General features: G+C 32.7%; 21 protein-coding genes. 16 read left to right on the top strand and 5 right to left on the bottom strand.

What is annotated here, in order from left to right:
* The first annotated feature begins 128 nt into the window (after positions 1–128).
* Positions 129–1,480 (top strand): IS3 family transposase gene (locus AB1282_RS01295; RefSeq protein ID WP_429898279.1). Its coding sequence is split into 2 segments (ribosomal slippage): positions 129–576 and positions 576–1,480, totalling 1,353 coding nucleotides; the frame shifts between segments, so codons are not numbered across the junction.
* A gap of 508 nt (positions 1,481–1,988) precedes the next feature.
* Here the strand turns inward: AB1282_RS01295 and AB1282_RS01290 are convergent.
* The 4 genes from AB1282_RS01290 to AB1282_RS01275 form a co-directional block, all read right to left on the bottom strand.
* Positions 1,989–2,162, bottom strand: coding sequence for a hypothetical protein (locus AB1282_RS01290; protein WP_429898278.1), 174 nt, complete (start codon positions 2,160–2,162; stop codon positions 1,989–1,991).
* Entirely contained in the window at positions 2,144–2,389 is a 246-nt protein-coding gene (locus tag AB1282_RS01285; RefSeq protein WP_429898277.1) for a hypothetical protein, read from the bottom strand. The genes AB1282_RS01290 and AB1282_RS01285 overlap by 19 nt, the downstream gene beginning before the upstream one ends.
* Positions 2,390–2,619: 230 nt before the next feature.
* Entirely contained in the window at positions 2,620–3,222 is a 603-nt protein-coding gene (rpsD, locus tag AB1282_RS01280) for a 30S ribosomal protein S4 (RefSeq protein WP_056472146.1), read from the bottom strand.
* Between the two features lie 297 nt (positions 3,223–3,519).
* Positions 3,520–4,008 (bottom strand): GAF domain-containing protein, encoded by a 489-nt coding sequence (locus AB1282_RS01275; RefSeq protein WP_056472149.1) that lies wholly within the window; start codon positions 4,006–4,008, stop codon positions 3,520–3,522.
* Between the two features lie 146 nt (positions 4,009–4,154).
* Here AB1282_RS01275 and refZ point away from each other — a divergent pair, with 146 nt between their 5' ends.
* The 11 genes from refZ to tpx all read left to right on the top strand — a co-directional run bounded on the left by refZ (position 4,155) and on the right by tpx (position 16,059).
* Positions 4,155–4,802, top strand: a complete 648-nt coding sequence (gene refZ / locus AB1282_RS01270; RefSeq protein WP_056472152.1) for a forespore capture DNA-binding protein RefZ — start codon at positions 4,155–4,157, stop codon at positions 4,800–4,802.
* Between the two features lie 266 nt (positions 4,803–5,068).
* On the top strand, positions 5,069–6,787 hold the full coding sequence (gene ezrA / locus AB1282_RS01265; protein WP_429898276.1) for a septation ring formation regulator EzrA: 1,719 nt from the start codon (positions 5,069–5,071) through the stop codon (positions 6,785–6,787).
* A gap of 78 nt (positions 6,788–6,865) precedes the next feature.
* Positions 6,866–8,005: a cysteine desulfurase family protein gene (locus AB1282_RS01260; RefSeq protein WP_429898275.1), complete on the top strand. Its 1,140-nt coding sequence runs from the start codon at positions 6,866–6,868 to the stop codon at positions 8,003–8,005.
* A gap of 4 nt (positions 8,006–8,009) precedes the next feature.
* Positions 8,010–9,239: a tRNA uracil 4-sulfurtransferase ThiI gene (gene thiI, locus AB1282_RS01255; protein ID WP_056472158.1), complete on the top strand. Its 1,230-nt coding sequence runs from the start codon at positions 8,010–8,012 to the stop codon at positions 9,237–9,239.
* A gap of 81 nt (positions 9,240–9,320) precedes the next feature.
* The gene (locus tag AB1282_RS01250) at positions 9,321–9,530 is read left to right on the top strand and encodes an alpha/beta-type small acid-soluble spore protein (protein ID WP_056472162.1); all 210 of its coding nucleotides are present in this window, start codon (positions 9,321–9,323) and stop codon (positions 9,528–9,530) included.
* Between the two features lie 321 nt (positions 9,531–9,851).
* Positions 9,852–10,724, top strand: coding sequence for an aldose 1-epimerase family protein (locus AB1282_RS01245; RefSeq protein WP_429898274.1), 873 nt, complete (start codon positions 9,852–9,854; stop codon positions 10,722–10,724).
* Positions 10,725–10,998: 274 nt separating this feature from the next.
* Positions 10,999–12,573: an acyl-CoA synthetase MbcS gene (gene mbcS / locus AB1282_RS01240; protein WP_056472168.1), complete on the top strand. Its 1,575-nt coding sequence runs from the start codon at positions 10,999–11,001 to the stop codon at positions 12,571–12,573.
* 92 nt (positions 12,574–12,665) lie between these two features.
* Positions 12,666–14,240 carry an amidohydrolase gene (locus AB1282_RS01235; protein WP_429898273.1) on the top strand — a complete coding sequence of 525 codons (1,575 nt, stop codon included), beginning with the start codon at positions 12,666–12,668 and terminating at the stop codon, positions 14,238–14,240.
* A 141-nt stretch (positions 14,241–14,381) separates the two neighbouring features.
* Positions 14,382–15,011: a DUF2953 domain-containing protein gene (locus AB1282_RS01230; RefSeq protein WP_056472174.1), complete on the top strand. Its 630-nt coding sequence runs from the start codon at positions 14,382–14,384 to the stop codon at positions 15,009–15,011.
* A gap of 12 nt (positions 15,012–15,023) precedes the next feature.
* Positions 15,024–15,467: a GerW family sporulation protein gene (gene ytfJ / locus AB1282_RS01225; protein WP_056472177.1), complete on the top strand. Its 444-nt coding sequence runs from the start codon at positions 15,024–15,026 to the stop codon at positions 15,465–15,467.
* Between the two features lie 91 nt (positions 15,468–15,558).
* Positions 15,559–16,059: a thiol peroxidase gene (tpx, locus tag AB1282_RS01220; RefSeq protein ID WP_056472180.1), complete on the top strand. Its 501-nt coding sequence runs from the start codon at positions 15,559–15,561 to the stop codon at positions 16,057–16,059.
* Positions 16,060–16,197: 138 nt separating this feature from the next.
* Here tpx and proC read toward each other — a convergent pair whose 3' ends face one another.
* The gene (gene proC / locus AB1282_RS01215) at positions 16,198–17,004 is read right to left on the bottom strand and encodes a pyrroline-5-carboxylate reductase (RefSeq protein ID WP_056472182.1); all 807 of its coding nucleotides are present in this window, start codon (positions 17,002–17,004) and stop codon (positions 16,198–16,200) included.
* A gap of 165 nt (positions 17,005–17,169) precedes the next feature.
* Here proC and AB1282_RS01210 point away from each other — a divergent pair, with 165 nt between their 5' ends.
* From AB1282_RS01210 to AB1282_RS01195, 4 genes are all read left to right on the top strand, one after another.
* A complete protein-coding gene (locus tag AB1282_RS01210; RefSeq protein WP_429898272.1) occupies positions 17,170–18,210 on the top strand; it encodes a phosphatidylglycerol lysyltransferase domain-containing protein in 1,041 nt (346 codons plus the stop codon).
* A gap of 309 nt (positions 18,211–18,519) precedes the next feature.
* On the top strand, positions 18,520–19,512 hold the full coding sequence (locus AB1282_RS01205) for a class I SAM-dependent methyltransferase (RefSeq protein WP_429898271.1): 993 nt from the start codon (positions 18,520–18,522) through the stop codon (positions 19,510–19,512).
* 90 nt (positions 19,513–19,602) lie between these two features.
* Positions 19,603–20,793 (top strand): acetate kinase, encoded by a 1,191-nt coding sequence (locus AB1282_RS01200; protein WP_056472190.1) that lies wholly within the window; start codon positions 19,603–19,605, stop codon positions 20,791–20,793.
* A 105-nt stretch (positions 20,794–20,898) separates the two neighbouring features.
* Positions 20,899–21,750, top strand: a complete 852-nt coding sequence (locus AB1282_RS01195; protein ID WP_390309759.1) for an EcsC family protein — start codon at positions 20,899–20,901, stop codon at positions 21,748–21,750.
* The last annotated feature ends 49 nt before the right edge of the window (positions 21,751–21,799 follow it).

The following is a 21,799-nucleotide window of genomic DNA, read 5'->3' as shown; positions in this document are numbered from 1 at the left end:
ACGTGATTAGGAAAATTAACATATGAGACCTCCAAACTTTTATATATGAAATGATAAAGAACCAGCCTAGAGCTAGTGAAGTGCACCCCAAATGTTAGACACGACTAACATTTGGAGGTGCATTTTTTATGACTAAATTTACTACTGAACATAAATTAGCGGTAGTTATGCGTTATTTAGAAGGTAAGGAAAGTTTTCGTTCTATTGGTAAGTTATTTGGAACGTCCCATGCTGAAGTGAGAAACTGGGTAGCTCAATATAAGGAAAATGGGATTAATGGCTTGCTTAAAAAGTCATATACAAGTTATTCGGTACAGTTTAAACTAAACGTATTAAAGTATATGAATGACCACGGGACGTCACCGAATGAAGCAGCTGCAATTTTCAATATTCCTTCCCCTAGAACGATTCGAAAATGGAGGACTCAATTTGAAACACAAGGACAAGACGCCCTAGAATCAAAGAAAAAGGGGCGATCTTCCATGAAAAAAGAAACAAAGAAAACAACTCCACTTAAAGGATCAGTAGAAGAGCTTCAAGCTGAAATAGAACGTTTGCGCATGGAAAATGCGTATCTAAAAAAGTTGAATGCCTTAGTTCAAAACAAGGAAAAATCACGAAACAAGACAAAGTAAAAGTTGTCTGTGAATTAAGGCATGAGTTTTCGTTAAAAGAACTTCTACTGCTCGCCAGTATTCCGCGTAGTACGTACTATTATTGGATGAAAAATCTAGAACGTCCTGATCCAGACACTGAGATAAAAGTAATGATAAAAGAAATTTATGAGGAACATGAAGGTCGTTATGGCTATCGTAAAATTCGAGACGAGCTTACGAATCGTGGTTATAAAATAAATCATAAAAAAGTTCAACGACTCATGAAAGTACTAGGGATAAAATCACTTGTAAAGGTAAAGAAATATCGCTCTTACAAAGGTGAAGTGGGTAAGGTTGCGCCTAATATTTTAGATAGAAATTTCCAAGCAGATAAACCAAATGAGAAATGGGTTACAGATATTACTGAATTTAAATTATTTGGAGAAAAGCTATATTTTTCACCTATGTTGGACTTATATAACGGTGAAATAATTGCTTATACAATTGGTTCACGTCCAACTTATTCACTTGTATCAACTATGTTAGAACAGTCTCTTGAACGTTTAACAGATTCCGATATACTACTAATTCATTCAGACCAAGGCTGGCACTATCAAATGGAAAAATATCGTACTACCTTAATTAAACGTGGTATCACGCAGAGTATGTCACGAAAAGGAAACTGTTACGATAACGCAGTAATAGAAAGTTTCTTTAGTATCATGAAATCTGAACTACTTTATCTAAAAGAATTTAACAGTGTTGAACACTTTAAACAAGAACTAGCTAAATATATAGATTACTACAATAACAAACGAATTAAGGCAAAATTAAAAGGCATGAGCCCAGTAAAATACCGAGTTCATGCCCAACAAGCTGCCTAATTGAAGTAACCAGTCTAACTTTATGGGGTCACTACATAGCGGCGTGGTTCTTTTTTATTGTTCTGAATTATACTTCAACTGAAATTTTTTGGCGTGAAAACACTAGTAGTTGTTAAAGCGTTTTAAGAGAAGAGTGGTAAGTTAAGTGAACGGATTGGTAAAGGTACTTCTAGATGTATAGAAAAAAGCAAAAATTTTAAAATGTTAGATAGATACTTAAAAGAATGGTAGTGAACTGCGAAGAAAAAACTCGGAGTAAATTGAAAAAATAGAATTTATCTTTAAAGATTAAAACTGTCATTATAATAGCTTTCTTATAAATCTACCTATTACTATAATTAAAACAGCACTTAAAAATTGTATAGTAAATAGTGATAAAGTACTTATGTCCATATCGAATAGATTATTGAGAATGGAATCTCCCCAAAATCCTATAATGATGCATAAAAGTACTTCTGTCTTGAATTTAAAATTACTAAAGATAAATTTAAATACTTCGTTAGTATTCTTAAACATCAATCCACCCATTCTTTGGTTTTTTATCTTTACTATCAATAAAACTTGCTAGTTTACCACCTAAATCCATATAATCTAATGCAAAATCTAAGCCTTTGCTAAGTAAATAAGCTACTGGAGCTGCACCAATTGCCACAAATTTACTTTTTAAAGTTTTTGTAAACATTTTTTAGCTTGGTCTTTCCCGACTTTTTTTATATATGCAGAAACAGAACCATCAGTACCATCTTCATTAGAAAATCCTTCAACTGTTGGTGCAGGCATTTGAGGATACTCATCGTTTACTGCACGACCTTGTAAAATTGGTGGAGCAGGCAAACTCGATTGAGAGTTTACATGTTTGGCATTGTTCTCAGTAATATGTTTAGTAATTCCTTTATTTAGCGTTTTCATTATTACCTCCAAAATGATTTTTTGGATATATTATCCAATGAAAACTTTACCACATTACATCGATAAGTGTGAGATCATATTTGAAATGCAATATTTCAAATATGACTTGTACATTTCAATTAGTACAAGATAATTTATGTGTTGGTTGACAAAATATAAAAAATCCCTAGAAGTGTTGATATATCAACGTTTCTAGGGATTTTATAAATGCTATTTACATAGCATTGTTATTAACGGTTGTAGAATTCAACGATAAGAGCTTCGTTGATTTCAGCTGGTAATTCAGAACGCTCTGGTAAGCGGTTGAAAGTACCTTCTAATTTGTCAGCGTTGAAAGTGATGTACTCAGGTACAAAGTTGTTAACTTCAACAGCTTCTTTAACTACAGCTAAGTTTTGTGATTTTTCACGTAAGCTGATAGTTTGGCCAATTTTCACGCGGAAAGAAGGGATGTCTACACGTTTGCCATCAACTAAGATGTGACCGTGGTTAACTAATTGACGAGCAGCACGACGAGTACGAGCAAGACCCATACGGTAAACTACGTTGTCTAAACGAGTTTCTAATAAGATCATGAAGTTTTCACCATGTTTACCAGTTAATTTACCAGCGATATCAAAAGTGCGACGGAATTGGCGCTCATTAACACCAAACATGTGACGAAGCTTTTGCTTCTCTTGTAATTGTAAACCATATTCTGATAATTTTTTACGTTGGTTAGGTCCGTGTTGACCTGGTGCGTAAGGGCGTTTTTCTAATTCTTTACCTGTTCCGCTTAATGAAATGCCTAAACGGCGAGATAATTTCCAAGTAGATCCTGTATAACGAGACATTGATTGTCTCCTCCTTTAGTTTTTATTTTGGAGTAAAATAAAAACGTTCGTGTAGCCCCAGATTGTTTATTTTGCTTTCATGTATCCTCGCTCCAGCAGCCAGAGTTACGCGATGACACCTCTTAAACAGTAGAGGAACAAAATAAATATCAAGCCTGTGCTTACAACGCTGCGTTATTTTACACAAAAAATATTATAACCAGATAGTATAAAATAGTCAAGGGCAGTTTTGTTTTTAACTTTTTATATAAAGAAAAAAGAAATCCACAAAAGATTCCTTTTTAAAATCAAATTTTCTTATCTGATTGTTTCTTCAATTAAATTGACGATTGCTTGAAGATATTTTTGATCCGTTTCATCAAAACGATTGAATTCAGGACTATCGATATCTAAAACTCCAATTACTTCACCGTTATTCATTAAAGGAATAACGATTTCTGAATTTGATGCAGCATCACAAGCGATGTGGCCAGGAAAGTCGTGAACATTATCGATTCTTTGAACTGTTTTTGTTTCGGCAGATGTACCGCAAACACCTTTGCCGTATGGTATACGCACACAAGCAGGAAGACCTACAAATGGGCCTAAAACTAATTCATTACGATCTCCATCTTTTAAATAAAATCCAACCCAATTTATTTGGTGCAAAAACTGATTTAATAAGGCAGATGTATTTGCTAAATTAGCAATTAGGTTATGTTCACCATCTATTAAAGCTTTTACTTGAGCTGTTAGAGTATTATATTGTTGTTCTTTCGTACCTGAATATTCGACTTTTTGAAACATTTGTAGACCCCTTTCCCTATTTCATGTGAAATATCATAGCATATTTAGAAAGAATACTGGTAATTTTGTCGACCGATTTGTAGAGGAAATTATCAATATTTCGCTAATTAGTAAAGGAATTGATGTTGTAAAAGAGGGTGACGAGTATGGAGCAAGATAAACTTGCAACAAAGAAGAAAGTCATCGAGACAGCGCTTACTTTATTTAAAATTAATGGATACCATGGTACTTCAGTAAGGGATATTTCTAAAAAGGCAAATGTAAATATTGCGACGATTTCATATTATTTTAAAGGTAAACAAGGTTTACTTGAACATATTATAGTAGAGTTTTTAGAAGGATACGTTGAAATTTTAGATAAACATTGTTTGTCATTATATGATAAAAACGCAAATTTAATTTTAATGAACCTTGTTGATGAAGTATTAAATTATTACTTTTTAAAAAAGGAATATGCTTCGATTTTTTACAGAGAACTGACAATCGACTCTGTCTTCATTCGTGAAATTATGATGACTTATTTAGCAAGAGAGCGTTATACTTTTACTCAAATTTATGATGCCATTCGTATATCTAATACGAAACTAACGATGCCATTTTCAGTCTTTTTCGTCCAGCTAAAATCCTTCCTTTCAACACCGTACTTATTTCCAAGCTATTTAAATGAGGTATTGTATATACAGCAAAATGATCTATATTTTTTTGAGAGATACAAAGAGTATGTAGAGAAGTGGATCGAATCACTTATCGATAAGGATGAGCGTCTAGTTAACCGAGTAGAACTATCATCCTAAATGGTCGCCTTTTCATTGTGAAAAATCACAATAAAAGGCGTTTTTCGTTGCTTAAAAATCTGAAATTTCTACAAGCTTTTACAGTATTTATTATAGTTTGATAAAAATATGAAAAAATTGAAAAAATTAAGCCAAAAATCAACTTTATCATGTTATTATTAACTATGACCTAAATAAAGAGCGATTTATTAATTCAAAAATTAACGTACAAATAAATAGATTCTAAAATAGATTCAGATGGCAGTAGAGGAGGTACATCAGGAAAAATGACAATGACATTCTATGTAATTTTAGTCGTAATAGGTATTGTTATCGCATTAATGATTGTAGCCTTAACAATTCGACAACGTTTATACAAAAAGCTTGATGAACTTGAAGCGTGGAGAATGCAGTTAATGAGTAAGCCCGTTACGGATGAACTTTCAAAGCTAAAGGCCTTAAATATGACCGGCCAAACGGAAGAGCTTTTTGATAAATGGAGAACCGATTGGGATGAACTAGTTACAACTTTTTTACCGAAAGTAACTGATTCGATCTCAGTAATAGATGAGGCAATTAATAAATATCATTTCATGAAAGCTAAAGCAGGGATTAGTGAAATTGAGGGAAGCTTAACCGAAGCAGAATCAAGCGTCGAAAAAATTCTAAATGAGGTAAGCGACTTAGTAGGTAGTGAAGAACAAAATAATTCGGATATTGAAATGTTAAACCAAGAGTATCTAGAGCAAAGAAAGCTTTTATTAACTCATCGTCATCTATATTCAATTTCTGAAACTCAGTTGGAACAAAAGATGGATGAAATCAAACAACAAGTCCAATTATTTAATGAAACAACTGAAAAAGGAAACTATTTAGAGGCAAGAGGCTTAGTAAGAGAAATTGCTGATCAAGTACATATACTGAAAACAAATATGGAAATCATTCCGGATTTATATATTGAATCTTCTACTACAATGCCCTCTCAAATACATAATTTAGTTGATGGCTTAAAGCAAATGAAAGCAGAAGGATATGCGCTTGATTTTGAAGTATTAGAAAATGAAACAATTGATTGTTCTAAAATATGCATCGAATGTGTCGAATTAATTAAAAAACTAGAAATCACAGAAGCGAATGACAAGCTTGAATTTGTGAAAGCAAAAGTCGATTCAATTTATGATTTATTAGAAAAAGAAGTAGAGAGTAAATTTGTAGTAGAAAAAGAAATATGGACTGCCCAAGAAGAAATTCAAAGTATTCGAGAAGATAATTTAAAAACAAAAGAAGAGACTCAATTAGTTCAGCAAATTTATGAATTAAGTGAAGAAGATACTCAAGCTCAAAAAATGGTTGAAAAACAAGTAAGTATCATTACAAAACGGTTTGAATTATTGCAGATTCGTGTAGCAGAACAAGATCTTGCATTTTCTGTAATAAGAGAAGAATTAGATTTACTAAAAAACCAAATGGAAGATGTTAAAGAATCTCATTTGATGTATGTTGAAATGTTAAAAGCACTTCGAAAAGATGAATTACAAGCTCGTGATCAATTAATTGAAATGAAACGATTAATGTTAGAGGTCAAACGTCTTGTTCAAATTTCTAATTTACCTGGTATGCCAGTTTCTTCTATGAAACTAATACAAGATGCTCAAGAAAGTATGCAAATTGTTTATTTGGAATTAGAGAAAAAGCCATTAAAAATGACGCACGTATCATTTTTACTAGAAAAAGCAGTAACAACTGTAAGTGATTGCTATAATGATACGAAATATATGATTGAACAAGGATATTTCGTAGAAAAAGTGATACAATATGGAAATCGCTATAGAAGTAAAAATGTACAAATGGCAACGTCAATGGACAAGGCAGAGCAATTATTTAGAGAATTCCAATATAACGAAGCTCTAGAAGAAGCTGCCGTTTCAATTGAAAAAGTTGAACCTGGTGCAATCGATAAATTACAAGAAATACTAAATGAACAAAAGTACACACTACCCCTATAGATGAAAATCTTAGGGGTTTCGTCTGTTTTCAGATATAATGAAAAATGGACTCAAGCAATATGGAGGTACGGAAAAAATATGATTTATTTTGATAATAGTGCGACTACTAAACCTTATAAAGAGGTATTGGACACATATATTACTGTTTCAGAGCAGTTTTTTGGAAACCCCTCTTCGATCCATAAGCTTGGTGGACGCTCAGAGCAATTACTCTCAAAGGCTAGAATCCAAATTGCAGAGCTTTTATCAGTTCAGCCGTCAGAAATCATCTTTACATCAGGTGGAACAGAGGGTAATAATCTAGCAATAAAAGGAACTGCCATGATGCATCGCTCGAGAGGGAAGCATTTAATTACGACTGAAATTGAACATCCGTCAATTTATGAGGCATATAAACAATTAGAGGATCTAGGGTTTGAAGTAACCTACTTATCCCCAAACGAAGATGGATTTATTTCTGTAGACCAATTAAAAAATGCGCTAAGAGATGATACGATTTTAGTTTCTGTAATTCATGTAAATAATGAAACAGGAGCAATTCAACCAATAGCTGAAATTGGGCAATTATTAAAGGGTTATCCAAAAGTATTTTTCCATGTTGATGCTGTTCAAGGGATCGGTAAAGTACCATTAAATATTAAACAAGCCGCGATCGATTTATTAACTATTTCTGGTCATAAATTTCATAGTGTAAAAGGAACTGGAATTTTATATATTAGAGAAGGTGTAACATTATCGTCTTTAATGACAGGTGGTTCACAGGAAAGAGAGATTCGTTCAGGAACGGAAAATCTAGCAGGAATTGTTTCGATGGCAAAAGCTTTAAGGATCACACTAGAAAAACAAAAGACAATGAATGACCACTTATATAACATGAGAAATGAACTCATTCAAAATTTAGAAATGAATGACGCTGTGTTGAACTCACCAAAATCAGATTTTGCTCCTCATATAATAAATATTTCATTTGTTGGATTAAAGCCTGAGGTAATTGTCCATGCTCTATCTGAAGAAAATGTTTTTATTTCTACAAAATCAGCATGTTCTTCTAAAACTTTTGAGATAAGCCGTGTATTACAAAGTATGGGTAAGAGCGAAAAAGTAGCAAGTAGTGCTATCAGAATTAGTCTTTCTTATGAAAATACAATGGGTGAAGTAGAGCAGTTTAATAAAATAATTAAAGAAGTAATTAAAAATTTATATAAAATAATGAGGTAACAGCATGAATGTAGAATATATTTTAATTCGTTATGGAGAAATGACTACAAAAGGAAAAAATCGAGGTCGATTTACAAGTATATTAAGAGAGAATGTTCGTAATCGATTAAAAGCTTTTGAAAAAATTAAAATCACTGCAACGCGTGATCGTATGTATATAAAATTAAATGGTGAAGACCATGAGAAGGTTGCTGCCAATTTAAAAGAAGTTTTTGGGATTCATACGTTTAGTTATGCTAGAAAAGTTGATACTGAATTAGAAGCAATTAAAGTAGGTGCTCTTGAAGCGATTAACGAGCTTGGTGATAGCGTTAAAACGTTTAAAGTTAACGTACAACGTAGTTATAAACAATTCCCATTAAATACGCCGCAGTTAAATCGCGAGCTAGGCGGGTATATACTCCAAAATACAGAACACTTAACTGTAGATGTTCATAAGCCAGATGTAGCTGTTCGAGTAGAAGTACGTGATGATGCCACTTATATTACTTGTGGAGAAGAATATGGTGCAGGTGGCTATCCAGTTGGAGTTGGCGGAAAAGTTATGTTATTACTATCTGGAGGAATCGATAGTCCAGTAGCAGCGTATATGTTGTTAAAACGAGGCGTATCAATAGAGGCGATTCATTTTGAAAGTCCTCCATTTACGAGTGATCGTGCAAAACAAAAAGTAATTGATTTAGCAAGTAAACTAACTAGATATTGTAGACGAGTGACTTTACATGTTATACCATTTACTGAACTTCAAAAAGCAATTCATAAAGAAATGCCCGCAAGCTACACAATGACAATCATGAGACGTGTTATGCTAAGAGTTGCTGAGCAAGTTTCTGTTGATCGTAAAGCACTTGCTTTAGCAACTGGTGAAAGCCTAGGTCAAGTGGCGAGCCAAACATTGGAAAGTATGCATACAATCAATGAAGTAACTAATTATCCAGTTTTAAGACCTCTATTAGCTATGGATAAATTAGAGATTATGGATATTGCTAAAAAAATTGATACGTATGATATCAGTATTAGACCTTATGAGGATTGCTGTACAATTTTTACTCCAGCTAATCCAACAACAAAACCAAAACGTGATAAAGTGGCTCGCTATGAGAGTCGTTTTGACTTTACAGAACTAATAAATGAAGCTGTTGTTAATAGAGAATCAATCATTTTTGAGAACGAAATGATTCGAAATCAATCGTCAACAAAAGAAGTAGAAATCGATATCGACGCACTTTTATAAAATTACTAAAAATTACCAACAGAAATATGAATGAAGATATGTGTTTTATCACACTCTATACTCACAAGGAGGTGACAACACATGTCAAATAGAAATAATTCAGGTAGCAATCAATTATTAGTTGATGGTGCTCAATCTGCTTTAGATCAAATGAAGTATGAAATCGCTACAGAATTTGGTGTAAATCTTGGCGCTGATACAACTTCTCGTGCGAATGGATCTGTTGGTGGTGAAATCACAAAGCGTTTAGTACAAATGGCTGAACAAAGCCTTGGTGGATATTCAAGATAATAAATTTAAATAATTATGGATTAAGGGGTAGGGTAAAACCTACCTCTTTTCTATTTGCTCAGACTACCTGTAAAACGCTCGCTTTCTTCGTTGCTTCGCCTGCCTGCGGTGCTCATTACCGTCAAAGGTAACTCCGCTCCTCATCAGGCTTCGCGCCTCGAAAGGCAAACGTTTTCAGGTAGTCTGAAATCTGAATTTTTGGGACTTTGTCTTTACCCATTTTTAATATTTTGGAGATTTTGTTATACACTTTTCGGTTGATTTAATATTTAAGATTAACTTTGCTATAATAAAGGGAAAAATTAAAGGAGAGGCCTGTTCATGTCATATATTGAAAATGAATTTATTAAAATTACAACTAAATCACAGGGGGCAGAGTTGACGGGTATCTATACAAAAAAAGATAATTTAAATTATTTATGGAATGCTGATCCAGTTTATTGGGGGAGACATGCACCTGTTTTATTTCCGAATGTAGGTAAATTAATTGATAATCAATATAAAATAGATAATAGAGTCTATGAGCTTTCTCAACATGGTTTTGCAAGAGATATGGATTTCCAATTAACTGAATTGAAAGAAGACTATATCAACTATGAGTTAATCAGTAGTGAAGAATCGCTTTTAAAATATCCATTTCAATTTTCATTAAATATTAATTATAAGATTGAAAATAATACTGTTTTTATTAAATATGTTGTAACGAATAATGATCAGAAATCAATGCCATTTTCAATAGGGGCTCATCCAGCGTTTAACATACCTCTAAAGGAAGATGAAACTTTTGAGGATTATTACTTACAGTTTGAAGAAGAAGAGAGATTAGAAACAATTAAATTAGAAGGACCATATCGAAGTGGTAAAAGAGAACTAATCGCTCAAAATATTAAAAAATTACCATTAACACGAGATTTGTTTAAGGATGATGCATTAATTTTTGAAAAACTTAATAAAAATGTGCTGACAATTCGTTCGAAAAATCATAATAATAAAATCAAAGTTGATTTCGAAGGGTTTCCATACGTTGGAATATGGACTACACAAACAGCACCTTTTCTATGTATTGAGCCATGGTATGGAATTGCAGATGAAATCGGCCCAGTAAAAGAAATGAAAAATAAACTTGGTATTCAAATTTTAAATCCAAATGAAACATTTACTTGTACATATAGTATTACAGTGGAAAGTGATTGATTTACTGGAAAGGTACGTGACGAAAGTTTAGGTCTAGCCCTTTTGAAAGCGGGATCCTGTAGTGAAAATCAAGTTCACCCTAATTCACTTTTTATCATGAAATAAACTATCTTTTTTAGGTAGTTTATTTTTTTTATGAGTTTTTGTTTAAATTTTCTGAAAAATAGTCGAAAAATAGCAGGAATTGACTAGACAAGTAACGAAACCATTATTATTCTATTTTGCAAAATTCAAAATATAATTTTAGTAATGATCAAAAGGGGGACTAACTAAGATGAACAGTACAAGTCTAATCGCTCCAAAAGTATATAATCTCGTTTGGGAAATTGAAAAGTTTGCTACAACCGACAAAGTGGCGTTAAAGTGGGTTGACCTAAATGGAGAATCCCATCAGTTAACTTATAAGGAACTTTATAATCAAGTTCACCAATATGCTTTTACATTTAAAAATAGTGGCATCGAAAAAGGGGACAAACTTTTTGTCATGATGCCAAGATGTGTTGAGACTTATGTAGTTTATTTAGCTATTTTAAAAATTGGATGTGTTGTAATCCCAGGATCTGAAATGTTAACGGTTAAGGATATTCAATACCGTCTAGAACATAGTGAAGTAAAAGCGATTGTATCGCATGATGAATATATAGGTACTTTTAGCGATATTGCTAAAACTGGAAAATATAAATTATTTACTATTCATAATCAACAAACCGTGTGGACTTCATTGAATGACCAAGCAATTAGTGGAGCTCATGTATTAACTGTGGAAACAAAAAGTGATGATTTAGCGTTTATTTCTTATACGTCAGGAACGACAGGCAATCCTAAAGGTGTTGTACACACTCACAGTTGGGGGTACGCTCATATTCGTACAGTTGCTTCGAATTGGCTAGATGTGACTGAAGATGATACTGTATGGGCGACTGCAGGACCAGGATGGCAAAAGTGGATATGGAGTCCATTTTTAGCGACATTAGGCAGTGGGGCAACAGGGTTCTTTTATGAAGGGAAATTTGATGCAGATACTTTCCTAACATTGCTTAAGGAACAAAATATAACAGTATTTTGTAGTACGCCAACCGAATACCGATTTATGGCAAAGGTTGAAAATCTAGATCAATATCAATTACCAGCATTAAGGAGTGCTGTATCAGCAGGAGAGCCTTTAAACCAAGAAGTAATCCGTACATTTAAAAAGCATTTCAATGTTGATGTAAGAGATGGTTATGGACAAACTGAAAATACATTATTAATCGGAACGATGAAGGATATTAAAGCAAAAGTAGGTTCAATGGGTATCCCGACTCCAGGAAACTTAGTTGAAATCGTTGATGATGAAGGAAATCCAATCGGGGTTAATGAAGTGGGGCATATCGCAGTACATATAAGCTCTCCAGCATTATTTAAACATTATTATAATGATATGGAACGTACAAAAGCTCAGAGAAAAGGTGAGTATTATTTAACGGGTGACCGAGCTAAGAAAGATGAAGATGGCTACTATTGGTTTGATGGACGTAGTGATGACATTATTATTAGTTCTGGTTATACAATTGGACCTTTTGAAATAGAAGATGCGTTAGTACAACATAGGCTTGTAAAAGAATGTGCGGTTGTTGCTAGTCCAGATCCGTTACGTGGTAATGTTGTTAAAGCTTTTGTTGTTTTGACTGAAAATGCTTCAAATCAAGAAGACTTAGTATCTGAACTACAAGAACACGTTAAAAAAATTACTGCCCCATATAAATATCCACGTAAAATTGAATTTGTCCAAGAGCTACCAAAAACAACTTCTGGTAAAATTCGCCGAGTAGAATTACGTGCGATGGAACAATTGCGTGAATCGAATTAACTAAATACTTATGTTAAAATGAGGGGAAATTCCCTCTTTTTTGTTTTTAGGTAAAACAATAAACGAGATGAATGAACGGATGGTGGAATGTAATGAAGAAGCTTTGGCATAATGGTTTATTTTATACGATGGAACGCGAAGGGGAAACTGTAGACTCAATCATTACTGAAGAAGATCAAATTTTAAAAATAGGAACATATGAAGCTTTACTTTCTTTTTTAGAAGGTGAACAGTTTGAGAAAATTAATTGTAATGGAAAAATCGGCTTTCCAGGTTTTATTGATAGTCATTTACACTTAATTGGTCATGGTGAAGCGATGAATCGTGTTGATTTGTCAAAGTGCCAATCATATGACGAGATGCTTGATCGAATGAAAAGAGTTGTAAAGGATGCACGCCCGAATGAGTGGATTGTTGGGGAAGGGTGGAATGAAAACGAATGGGAATCAACAGCAGTATTCAGCATTGATGATTTAAATAGTTTATCAAATACAAATCCAATTGTATTAAAAAGAACTTGTAGACATGTCTACTTTGTAAATTCTATTGCACTTAATCATGCAACAATAAGTGAACATATGCAAATCGAAGGAGGACAAATTGGTTGCTCTGATGATGGGCGTTTGAACGGATTATTGTATGATGAAGCCGTTAATTTAATTATAAAAGCGATGCCGGCACTTGACGATCAGTATTTGTCAAAAGCAATCATTTCCGCTATTAAAGATTGTTACCAATACGGAATCGTTGGAGCGGTAACAGAAGATTTATCATATTATGGAAACGCAAATCTAGTGATTGATTTATATGAGCGATTATTAAATGAAGTTCCATTTCATACTCATGTATTAATTCATCATACGACTTTGGATGAAGTCAAAGGAAGATTACATAAAGGTAATAAGAATGTATCATTTGGAGGCGTAAAAGCATTTATTGATGGTTCATTTGGTGGTCGTACTGCACTATTAGAAAAACCATATGACGACGATCAAAGTACAACAGGACTACAAGTGACTTCTCCAGAAAAATTAGAAGTTATTACAAAAAAAGCACGTGAAAATGAATTGCCAATCGCATTTCATATGATTGGTGATTTAGCCGTAAAGCAGGCCATTGAAGTTGTTAAAAAATATCCTAATCAAACTCAGCTACCTGATCGATTTATACATTGTGCACTTTTATCTCCAAAATTAGTTGAGGAAATGAAAGAATTAAACATCGTTGTAGATGTACAAACCTCATTTATATATGCAGATTATCCATGGTTAGTTGAACGTATAGGTCAAAGCCGAAATGAATATGCGTATTTAATTAAAACACTGCTAAATGAATCAATCGCTATCGCAAATGGTTCAGATACACCGATTGATACAATTAATCCGTGGCAAGGGATATATACAGCGGTTACTCGAAAAGCAAAGGATCAGATAGCATATAATATCGAGGAAGCAATTAGCCTATATGAAGCAATTAAACTTTATACGATTGATAGTGCGGCTTCGTTTCGTCAAGAAGGCAAGAGAGGTCTCATAAAAGAAGGATATACTGCTGACTTTATTTTATTTGATGAAAATCCATTTGAGTTAGAAAAAGATGATCTACTGTATGTAAAATGTAGTGAAACTATTTGCCGAGGAAATATTGTCTATAAAAGGCAGGGGTAAGTTAAAAGATAATTTTGGTTGTTATCAACAAAAAACTAGAATTGATCAACATAGTTGAAAAGAATGGTATGTAATTTTACCATTCTTTTTTGTTTATCCAGAAGTTGGTTTGCCCATACTGATACAAAAAAGGGTGGTTTCTTGCTTTACATATACTCTATTCTAATTTTTATTGCGATCGTAGTTATACTTTTAATATTTTTCGTACTTTTTATAAATATGAAGGTCAATATTCTATCTGTTTATACAAATGAAGAACGATTTATGAATATTAAACTGTCTATTTTGAACAACCTATTGCGTTTCACCTTTACGATTCCTTTAAAGAGACCGAAAGAGGTAAAGGAGGACGTTTCAGATTTAGAGAAAAAAAGGGATTTGTCTGTCTTTCAACAAATTGATTTTTTCATAAATTTATACTCCAACGGACATACTATCATTACAAAATTTTTAAACACTGTAGAAATTTACAATTTAAATTATCATATTCATTTCGGTGTCGGAAATTCTGCTTTAACAGGGATATCTATTGGAACAGCTTATAGTGCGATCGGAATTTTTGAAAACTTATTAAAGAAATTTACGATATTACATCATCCGCCAACTATAGATATCACGCCCAACTATTATACATCCATAATGGAAACTACTGGAAAGATACGGTTTTCATTTTCGGTACGAAAGGCAGTCTTTGCGGGACTATTATTACTTAAAGCATATTTGAAAACTAGAAAAGACTTTAAAGCAACACATCCAATCGAAACTAATTAGAGGTGATTAACAATGAGTCAACATCCTATTGGAGACTTAATGCACGCGGCAATGGAAAATTTATCAGCAATGATTAATGTAAATACAATTATTGGTGATCCAATTTCAACACCAGATGGAAGCTTAATCTTAACCGTATCAAAAGTAGGGGTTGGCTTTGCGGCTGGTGGAAGTGAATTTCGAAATTACCATTTAGTAGATGGTGTTAAAGAAGCTGAAGTAAGAAGTCCACATCCATTTGGAGGAGGTACAGGTGGAGGTGCCTCAATCACTCCGATTGCATTTTTAATTGTAAGTAGAGATGGTGTTAAACTACTTCACCTAGATCAAAATACACATTTAATTGAAAAGCTTATGGATTTAACACCTCAAGCGTTAGAAAAAGTAAAAAAATATATGAAGAAAAAAGACGATTCAGATAATCAAGAGGAAGATTTTGATTCAAATTTAGATTAAATACAAAATTTAAGTAAAGTTAATTGCAATCAAGGTTTCCTTCCAGTAAGATAAATGTTGTGAACATTTTGTAATTTTGGGAGGAAATATCATGGCATCTGTAACATTTAAAAACAATCCAGTAACTCTTATTGGACAAGAAGTAAAAGTAGGAGAAAAAGCTCCAAGCTTTACTGTATTAGCAAACGATTTAAGCCCTGTAACTTTAGAAGCTTCAGCTGGTAAAGTACGTTTAATCAGCGCAGTACCTTCTGTAGATACTGGAATTTGTGATGCACAAACTCGTCGTTTTAACGAAGAATTATCAAACGTAGAAAACGTTGAAGTTTTAACAATTTCAATGGACTTACCATTCGCACAAAAAAGATGGTGTGCTGCAAGTGGTTTAGAAAATGTACATACATACTCTGATCACCGTGATGCATCTTTTGGTGAAGCATTTGGTGTTTTAATGCAAGAATTACGTTTATTAGCTCGTGCAGTATTCGTAGTAGATTCAAATGACGTTGTTACTTACGTTGAGTACGTAGCTGAAGGTACAACTCATCCAAACTATGAAGCAGCAATCGAAGCTGTAAAAGCTGCAAAATAATAACGATAACTCTATTAAGAGGTAAAAGGCTGTCGAGTAGAACTCGGCAGTTTTTTTGCATTTAAAAAGACATTCATAAATATGAATGTCTCAGATTGTATAAAGTACAAAAACTTAAGTATCAGACTGTTGCCAAGATTATTTACCTAAAGACACTGATTTCTCAGTACAACGTTCCATAGCCGAAATAATAGATGAGCGGAAGCCTTGTTTTTCTAATTCGGCAATCGCTTCTATTGTTGCCCCACCTGGTGTGCAAACTTGGTCTTTTAGTTCTCCAGGATGTAATTCAGTTTCAAGTACCATCTTTGCTGCTCCTAAAACTGCTTGGGCAGCTAATTTATATGCTTGGTCACGCTTTATCCCTTGTAATACAGCTCCGTCAGCTAATGCTTCGATCATTAAGTAAACATAAGCTGGAGAAGAACCACTAACTGCAGGAATCGCATCCATTAATTTTTCATTTACTAATTCGCATTTTCCAAAGCTATTGAAAATTTCCATTACTTCACTTAACTCATCATGGGTAACTATTTGATTATGACAAAGTGCACTCATACCTTCTCTAACTAATGAAGGAGTATTTGGCATCGTTCTAACGATTTTAACTTCTTTACCGAATGATTTTTCAACACCTTCTAAAGTAATTCCAGCGGCAATCGTAATGATCACAGTATTATTTGTAACAACTTCTTTAATTTCTTCAATAATTGTAGGATATAAATCAGGTTTTACTGCTAAAAACAAATAATCAACTTGCTTTGCTAAATCGATATTACTATTTAATGTTTGAACATTATATAAATCTTTCACTTTTACAAGTGTTTCATTAGACCTTGCACTTACATAAATTTGCTGCTTCTCAATTACATTCGAATCAATTAACCCACCAATCATAGCTTGGGCCATTTTACCGCAACCAATAAAACCAATCTTCTTATTCATTCGTTCTCACATCCATTATATTTAATAAATTGAATTATACAGGAGGGGTTAAATATTACCAAATAATAGATTATTAAAAAAAAATAATGAATGGATATCCACAAGGAATTATTTTTTGTAAAATAGAAATTGTAAAGAAAATTGACTCTTTATTTTGGGGGTATTATGAAACAAATTTTAAAAGAATCAAATCATAAAACTACAATTGAGATTATTCAACAACTTATTCAAACATATGGTGGAACTTCATTAACACATTTAGGATTACTTGGTGATAAAAAAGTATTTCTTTCAGAAGATCAAAAATCTGCATTTGTTTACCGTAAACAGAGGAATAAATTAGTTGTTCTATGTGATCCAATTGGAGAGATTTCTTTTGAAAAATTAATAGAGTTTGAAAATTATTCTAAGAGTATAAAATGTATTCCGTGCTTTTATCAAGTAGATGAAAACTCAAAAATGTTATATGAAAAAGCTGGCTATCGATTACTAAAATTAGGTGAAGAAGCAATAGTTGAACTAGAAAATTTCGAAATTGCAGGTAAAAAAGGAGCAAAACTAAGAACAAAAAGGAACAAATTTATTCGACAAGGATATCAATTTGAAGTGTCTATGCCAGGACATTCTAAAGGTCTACTTCAAGAGCTAAAAGGAGTTTCAGATGTATGGCTAAATGGAAGAGAAGAGCTGTCTTTTTCAGTTGGTTCATTTCATTTTGATTATGTGTCAAATTTTCCAATAGGTATCCTAAGAGATAAAAATGATAAAGTTATTGCTTTTGCGACATTACCGGTTCAAGGCGAAAATATAACAATCGATTTAATGAGATATTTAAAAGAATTACCATATGGAACGATGGATATGCTTTTTGTTTCAATTATGTTTTGGGCAAAAGAAAATGGATTTAAAAGCTGCAGCCTTGGAATGGCTCCGTTAGCAAATGTTGGCCAAGATTCAAAAGCATCAATCATCGAAAAATCTGCAAAGATGATCTTTAAATATGGTAACTCAATTTATAACTTCAAAGGATTATTAACTTTTAAAAGCAAATTTGCAAATAAATGGGAATCAAAATACTTAGCATACAAACCATATACATTACTATCGGTTATCACAAGCTTATATCGCCTAGTTCATGGAACAAAATCTTTGAACTATATCACTCGATTTAAGAAGCCGATAGAAAAGAAAGTAAAAATTAGTTAAACTGACGACCTTGAAAAATAGATCTACATATACTTAATTATTTCAACACAGTAAAGACCTCAAAAATTGGAGGTCTTTATTTGTTTTGTTAATATGTACTAATAATTTAAAACTACATAAAAAGTTCAAATTGTATTAAATAAAAGTAAACAATCATCAATTAAAATTAAATTAACAGTACTGGATTAAAATTTATAAAAAAAACCAAATACTTTCTAATAGAAGAAATTTGTTAAAGTGGACACGTTTAAAAGCCATACGTATAATGAAACACAATGACTGTTCTATAATGAAAGTGAGGAATTAATAATGGTAAAAGAGAATTCAGTGGAATTTTTATTTAACTACATAGATGAATCGACAGAATGTTTAAAAGATAATTTAGAAATTTCTTATTTAGAGGCATTAATTGAGACTGGTGAAAATTTCTTTGAAGGGGAAGTTTTGCAAGAAGAAATTAATGGTCCGCAAAAAGATCAGCTTATGAATACAATTCATCAATTTACATCGGCGTCAAAAGATAATGAGAGTATTCGTAGAGCATTTCAATTAGCAATATTAAAAGGAATGAAGCAAGGGGTACAAACAAACCATGAAATGACCCCAGATGGTATTGCTTTTATTATTACGTATTTAGTTGGAAAGCTTACTGAGGGTAAACAAAATTTAACTATTTTAGATCCGGCAATTGGTACTGGAAATCTTTTATTAACAATTTTAAATTCTTCAAAGGATAAATTTACTGATTCTGTCGGAATCGATGTAGATGACGTTCTTGTTAGAATAGCATTTGTTATTGGCAACCTACTAGGACATGAAATAGAACTATTTAATCAAGACAGTTTAGCGCCTTTATTTGTAGATCCGGTTGATCTTGTTGTTTGTGATCTTCCTATTGGCTTTTATCCAAATACTGAACGTGCAAAAGAGTATACTTTAAAAGCAAAAGAAGGCATGTCTTATGCTCATCATTTATTTGTTGAACAAAGTATGAACTACTTAAAATCTGGAGGATTTTTCATTTCATTAGTTCCAAATCACTTATTTACTTCAGAGCAATCTGCACAATTACAGAGCTATATTAATGAAACAGGTGTTATTCAAGGATTGATACAGTTGCCAGTATCTGCCTTTAAGGACGAAAGACATCAAAAAAGTATATTAATAATCCGCAAAAATGCAGAAAATATGAAGAAGCCAAAACAGGCTTTACTAGTTGATTTCCCTAAGTTATCGAATATGAAGGCAGTTGAAGATATTATGCTTCAAATGAACGAATGGTTTAAAGAAAATTTACAATAATTGAACTTTTAAACACGTAAACTAATTTGTGTTATAATAATTTCAGCTAAAAAAATATAACAGTTTCATGTTTAAAGGAGATGTAAAAACATGGCAAATATTCTTGCTATTAATGCAGGTTCATCGTCATTAAAATTTCAATTAATTGAAATGCCTAGCGAAAAAGTACTTACAATTGGTTTAGTAGAACGTATCGGATTAAAGGATAGCGTTTTTGTTATTTCAGTAAACGGCGAAAAAATTAAAGAAGTAACTGATATTGCTGATCATTCTGTAGCAGTAAAAATGCTTCTTGAAAAGCTAACAGGTTTAGGAATTATTTCTTCATTCGATGAAATTCATGGAGTTGGACATCGTGTAGTTCACGGTGGAGAATTATTTACAGATTCTGCTTTAATTACTGAAGAAGTTGAACAACAAATTGATCAACTTTCAGATTTAGCACCGCTTCATAACCCAGCTAACCTAGTTGGTATTCGTGCATTTAAAGAATTATTACCAAATATTCCTGCAGTAGCTGTATTTGATACTGCATTCCATCAAACAATGCCTGAAGAGTCTTACTTATATAGCTTACCTTATGAGTACTATAAACAATTTGGTATTCGTAAATATGGATTCCACGGTACATCTCATAAGTATGTAACAGAAAGAGCTGCTGAATTAATCGGTAAACCTCTTGAAGAATTAAGACTTATTTCATGTCACTTAGGAAATGGTGCAAGTATTGCTGCAGTTGAAGGTGGAAAATCAATCGATACTTCAATGGGATTCACTCCACTTGCTGGTGTAACAATGGGAACTCGTTCAGGTAACTTAGACCCAGCTTTAATTCCATTTATTATGGAAAAAACAGGTAAAACAGCTGAGGAAGTACTTGATGTATTAAATAAACAAAGTGGTATGCTTGGTATCTCTGGATTCTCAAGTGACTTACGTGATATTGAGACTGCAGCTGAAGAAGGTAATAAACGAGCTAAAATCGCTCAAAGTGTATTCATTGAACGTATCCACAAATATTTAGGTTCTTACGCTGCTCGTATGAAAGGCGTAGATGCAATTATTTTCACTGCGGGTATTGGTGAAAATGGTCCGGAAATTCGTCAAGCCGTTTTAGAAGGTCTTGAATTTATGGGTGTTTATTTTGACCCAAGTAAAAATAACTTTAGAGGAAAAGAAGCTTTCATTAGCTTTGATCACTCTCCAGTTAAAGTAATCGTTATTCCTACTAATGAAGAAGTTGTAATCGCAAGAGATGTAGTACGAGTTGGAATGAAATAATCTTTTAGTAAACATAAACGTAGAGCATACAAAAATAGATGACCTCATATTCTTAAGATGAGATCACTTTTTGGCTCTACGTTTTTTTATATTTGAGGTGATAGTATGGATCAAATGAAAGAGTATAATCTATGGCTTGAACTTAACGAATTGATTGAAAAGAAACAACAACAGCAAAATTTAAATAAATTTGAATTGATGTATCAAAATGCTTCTAATTTTCTCCTCCAAAAAATACCTCAGAGTTATTCGAGTACTTTTAATGAATTTTTTTCAACTGCTTTTTTCCACACTCAATCTTTAATACAAACAACAAAACAGTTTCAAGAAAAAAAATTAGATATTCTTACTCGAGCGCAAATTTTAAGAAGTGATATTAAGACAATAAGCGATTTAAGAAAGTTACCATTAAGACAATTAAATTTCTTAGCTGAGCAAGAAATATCGAAAGCATTAATTGTCTCAAGTGTTCAAGGTGGTATAAGTGGAACTAGCTCAAAACTTGCTTTATTTGGCGATTTACCGGCATTATTATTTATTAATCTTAAAACGGTACAGGAAATAGCTCTTTGTTATGGATATGATGTAAGTATTCCAAAAGAGATGGAATGTAGCTTAAAAATATTACAAGGTGCAATTCTCCCATCAACTGAAAAATATGTTGTTTGGAGTAATTTAATGAATGATATTTTAAAGCATGAGGATTCTGACGTATTTGCAACTTGGGAAAATGAATTTAAGGGAGAAGGGGTTTATTACACAGTCATATTACAAATGTGCAAGTTATTAATGATCCATTCATTACGGAATAAAGTTTTAGGTGGTATTCCATTATTAGGCGTTTCTGTAGGGGCGAAATGGAATGAATCTTTTACAAAAAACGTATTAGAATATACAAAGAAATTTTATCAATATCGTATATTATCGGAACGGGTAAATCAGGAACCAACAGATTAAATCATTATTAGAGAAGCTAACAAATCTACTGTTAGCTTTTTAAGTGTGT

This window comes from Gottfriedia sp. S16(2024) (assembly GCF_050473765.1).
GTDB lineage: Bacteria > Bacillota > Bacilli > Bacillales > Bacillaceae_G > Gottfriedia.
The sequence above is the reverse complement of the archived record's forward strand: the minus strand, read 5'-3'. Positions and strand labels throughout refer to the sequence as shown.

Bases quoted from the DNA above. Each gene is read 5' to 3' on its own strand.
- thiI (WP_056472158.1), top strand. From the start codon at position 8,010: ATGAATGTAGAATATATTTTAATTCGTTATGGAGAAATGACTACAAAA.
- AB1282_RS01245 (WP_429898274.1), top strand. From the start codon at position 9,852: ATGTCATATATTGAAAATGAATTTATTAAAATTACAACTAAATCACAG.
- AB1282_RS01275 (WP_056472149.1), bottom strand. From the start codon at position 4,008: ATGTTTCAAAAAGTCGAATATTCAGGTACGAAAGAACAACAATATAAT.
- mbcS (WP_056472168.1), top strand. From the start codon at position 10,999: ATGAACAGTACAAGTCTAATCGCTCCAAAAGTATATAATCTCGTTTGG.
- tpx (WP_056472180.1), top strand. From the start codon at position 15,559: ATGGCATCTGTAACATTTAAAAACAATCCAGTAACTCTTATTGGACAA.
- AB1282_RS01195 (WP_390309759.1), top strand. From the start codon at position 20,899: ATGGATCAAATGAAAGAGTATAATCTATGGCTTGAACTTAACGAATTG.
- AB1282_RS01200 (WP_056472190.1), top strand. From the start codon at position 19,603: ATGGCAAATATTCTTGCTATTAATGCAGGTTCATCGTCATTAAAATTT.
- ezrA (WP_429898276.1), top strand. From the start codon at position 5,069: ATGACAATGACATTCTATGTAATTTTAGTCGTAATAGGTATTGTTATC.
- refZ (WP_056472152.1), top strand. From the start codon at position 4,155: ATGGAGCAAGATAAACTTGCAACAAAGAAGAAAGTCATCGAGACAGCG.
- AB1282_RS01210 (WP_429898272.1), top strand. From the start codon at position 17,170: ATGAAACAAATTTTAAAAGAATCAAATCATAAAACTACAATTGAGATT.
- ytfJ (WP_056472177.1), top strand. From the start codon at position 15,024: ATGAGTCAACATCCTATTGGAGACTTAATGCACGCGGCAATGGAAAAT.
- AB1282_RS01250 (WP_056472162.1), top strand. From the start codon at position 9,321: ATGTCAAATAGAAATAATTCAGGTAGCAATCAATTATTAGTTGATGGT.
- AB1282_RS01235 (WP_429898273.1), top strand. From the start codon at position 12,666: ATGAAGAAGCTTTGGCATAATGGTTTATTTTATACGATGGAACGCGAA.
- AB1282_RS01290 (WP_429898278.1), bottom strand. From the start codon at position 2,162: ATGTTTACAAAAACTTTAAAAAGTAAATTTGTGGCAATTGGTGCAGCT.
- AB1282_RS01285 (WP_429898277.1), bottom strand. From the start codon at position 2,389: ATGAAAACGCTAAATAAAGGAATTACTAAACATATTACTGAGAACAAT.
- rpsD (WP_056472146.1), bottom strand. From the start codon at position 3,222: ATGTCTCGTTATACAGGATCTACTTGGAAATTATCTCGCCGTTTAGGC.
- AB1282_RS01205 (WP_429898271.1), top strand. From the start codon at position 18,520: ATGGTAAAAGAGAATTCAGTGGAATTTTTATTTAACTACATAGATGAA.
- AB1282_RS01260 (WP_429898275.1), top strand. From the start codon at position 6,866: ATGATTTATTTTGATAATAGTGCGACTACTAAACCTTATAAAGAGGTA.
- proC (WP_056472182.1), bottom strand. From the start codon at position 17,004: ATGAATAAGAAGATTGGTTTTATTGGTTGCGGTAAAATGGCCCAAGCT.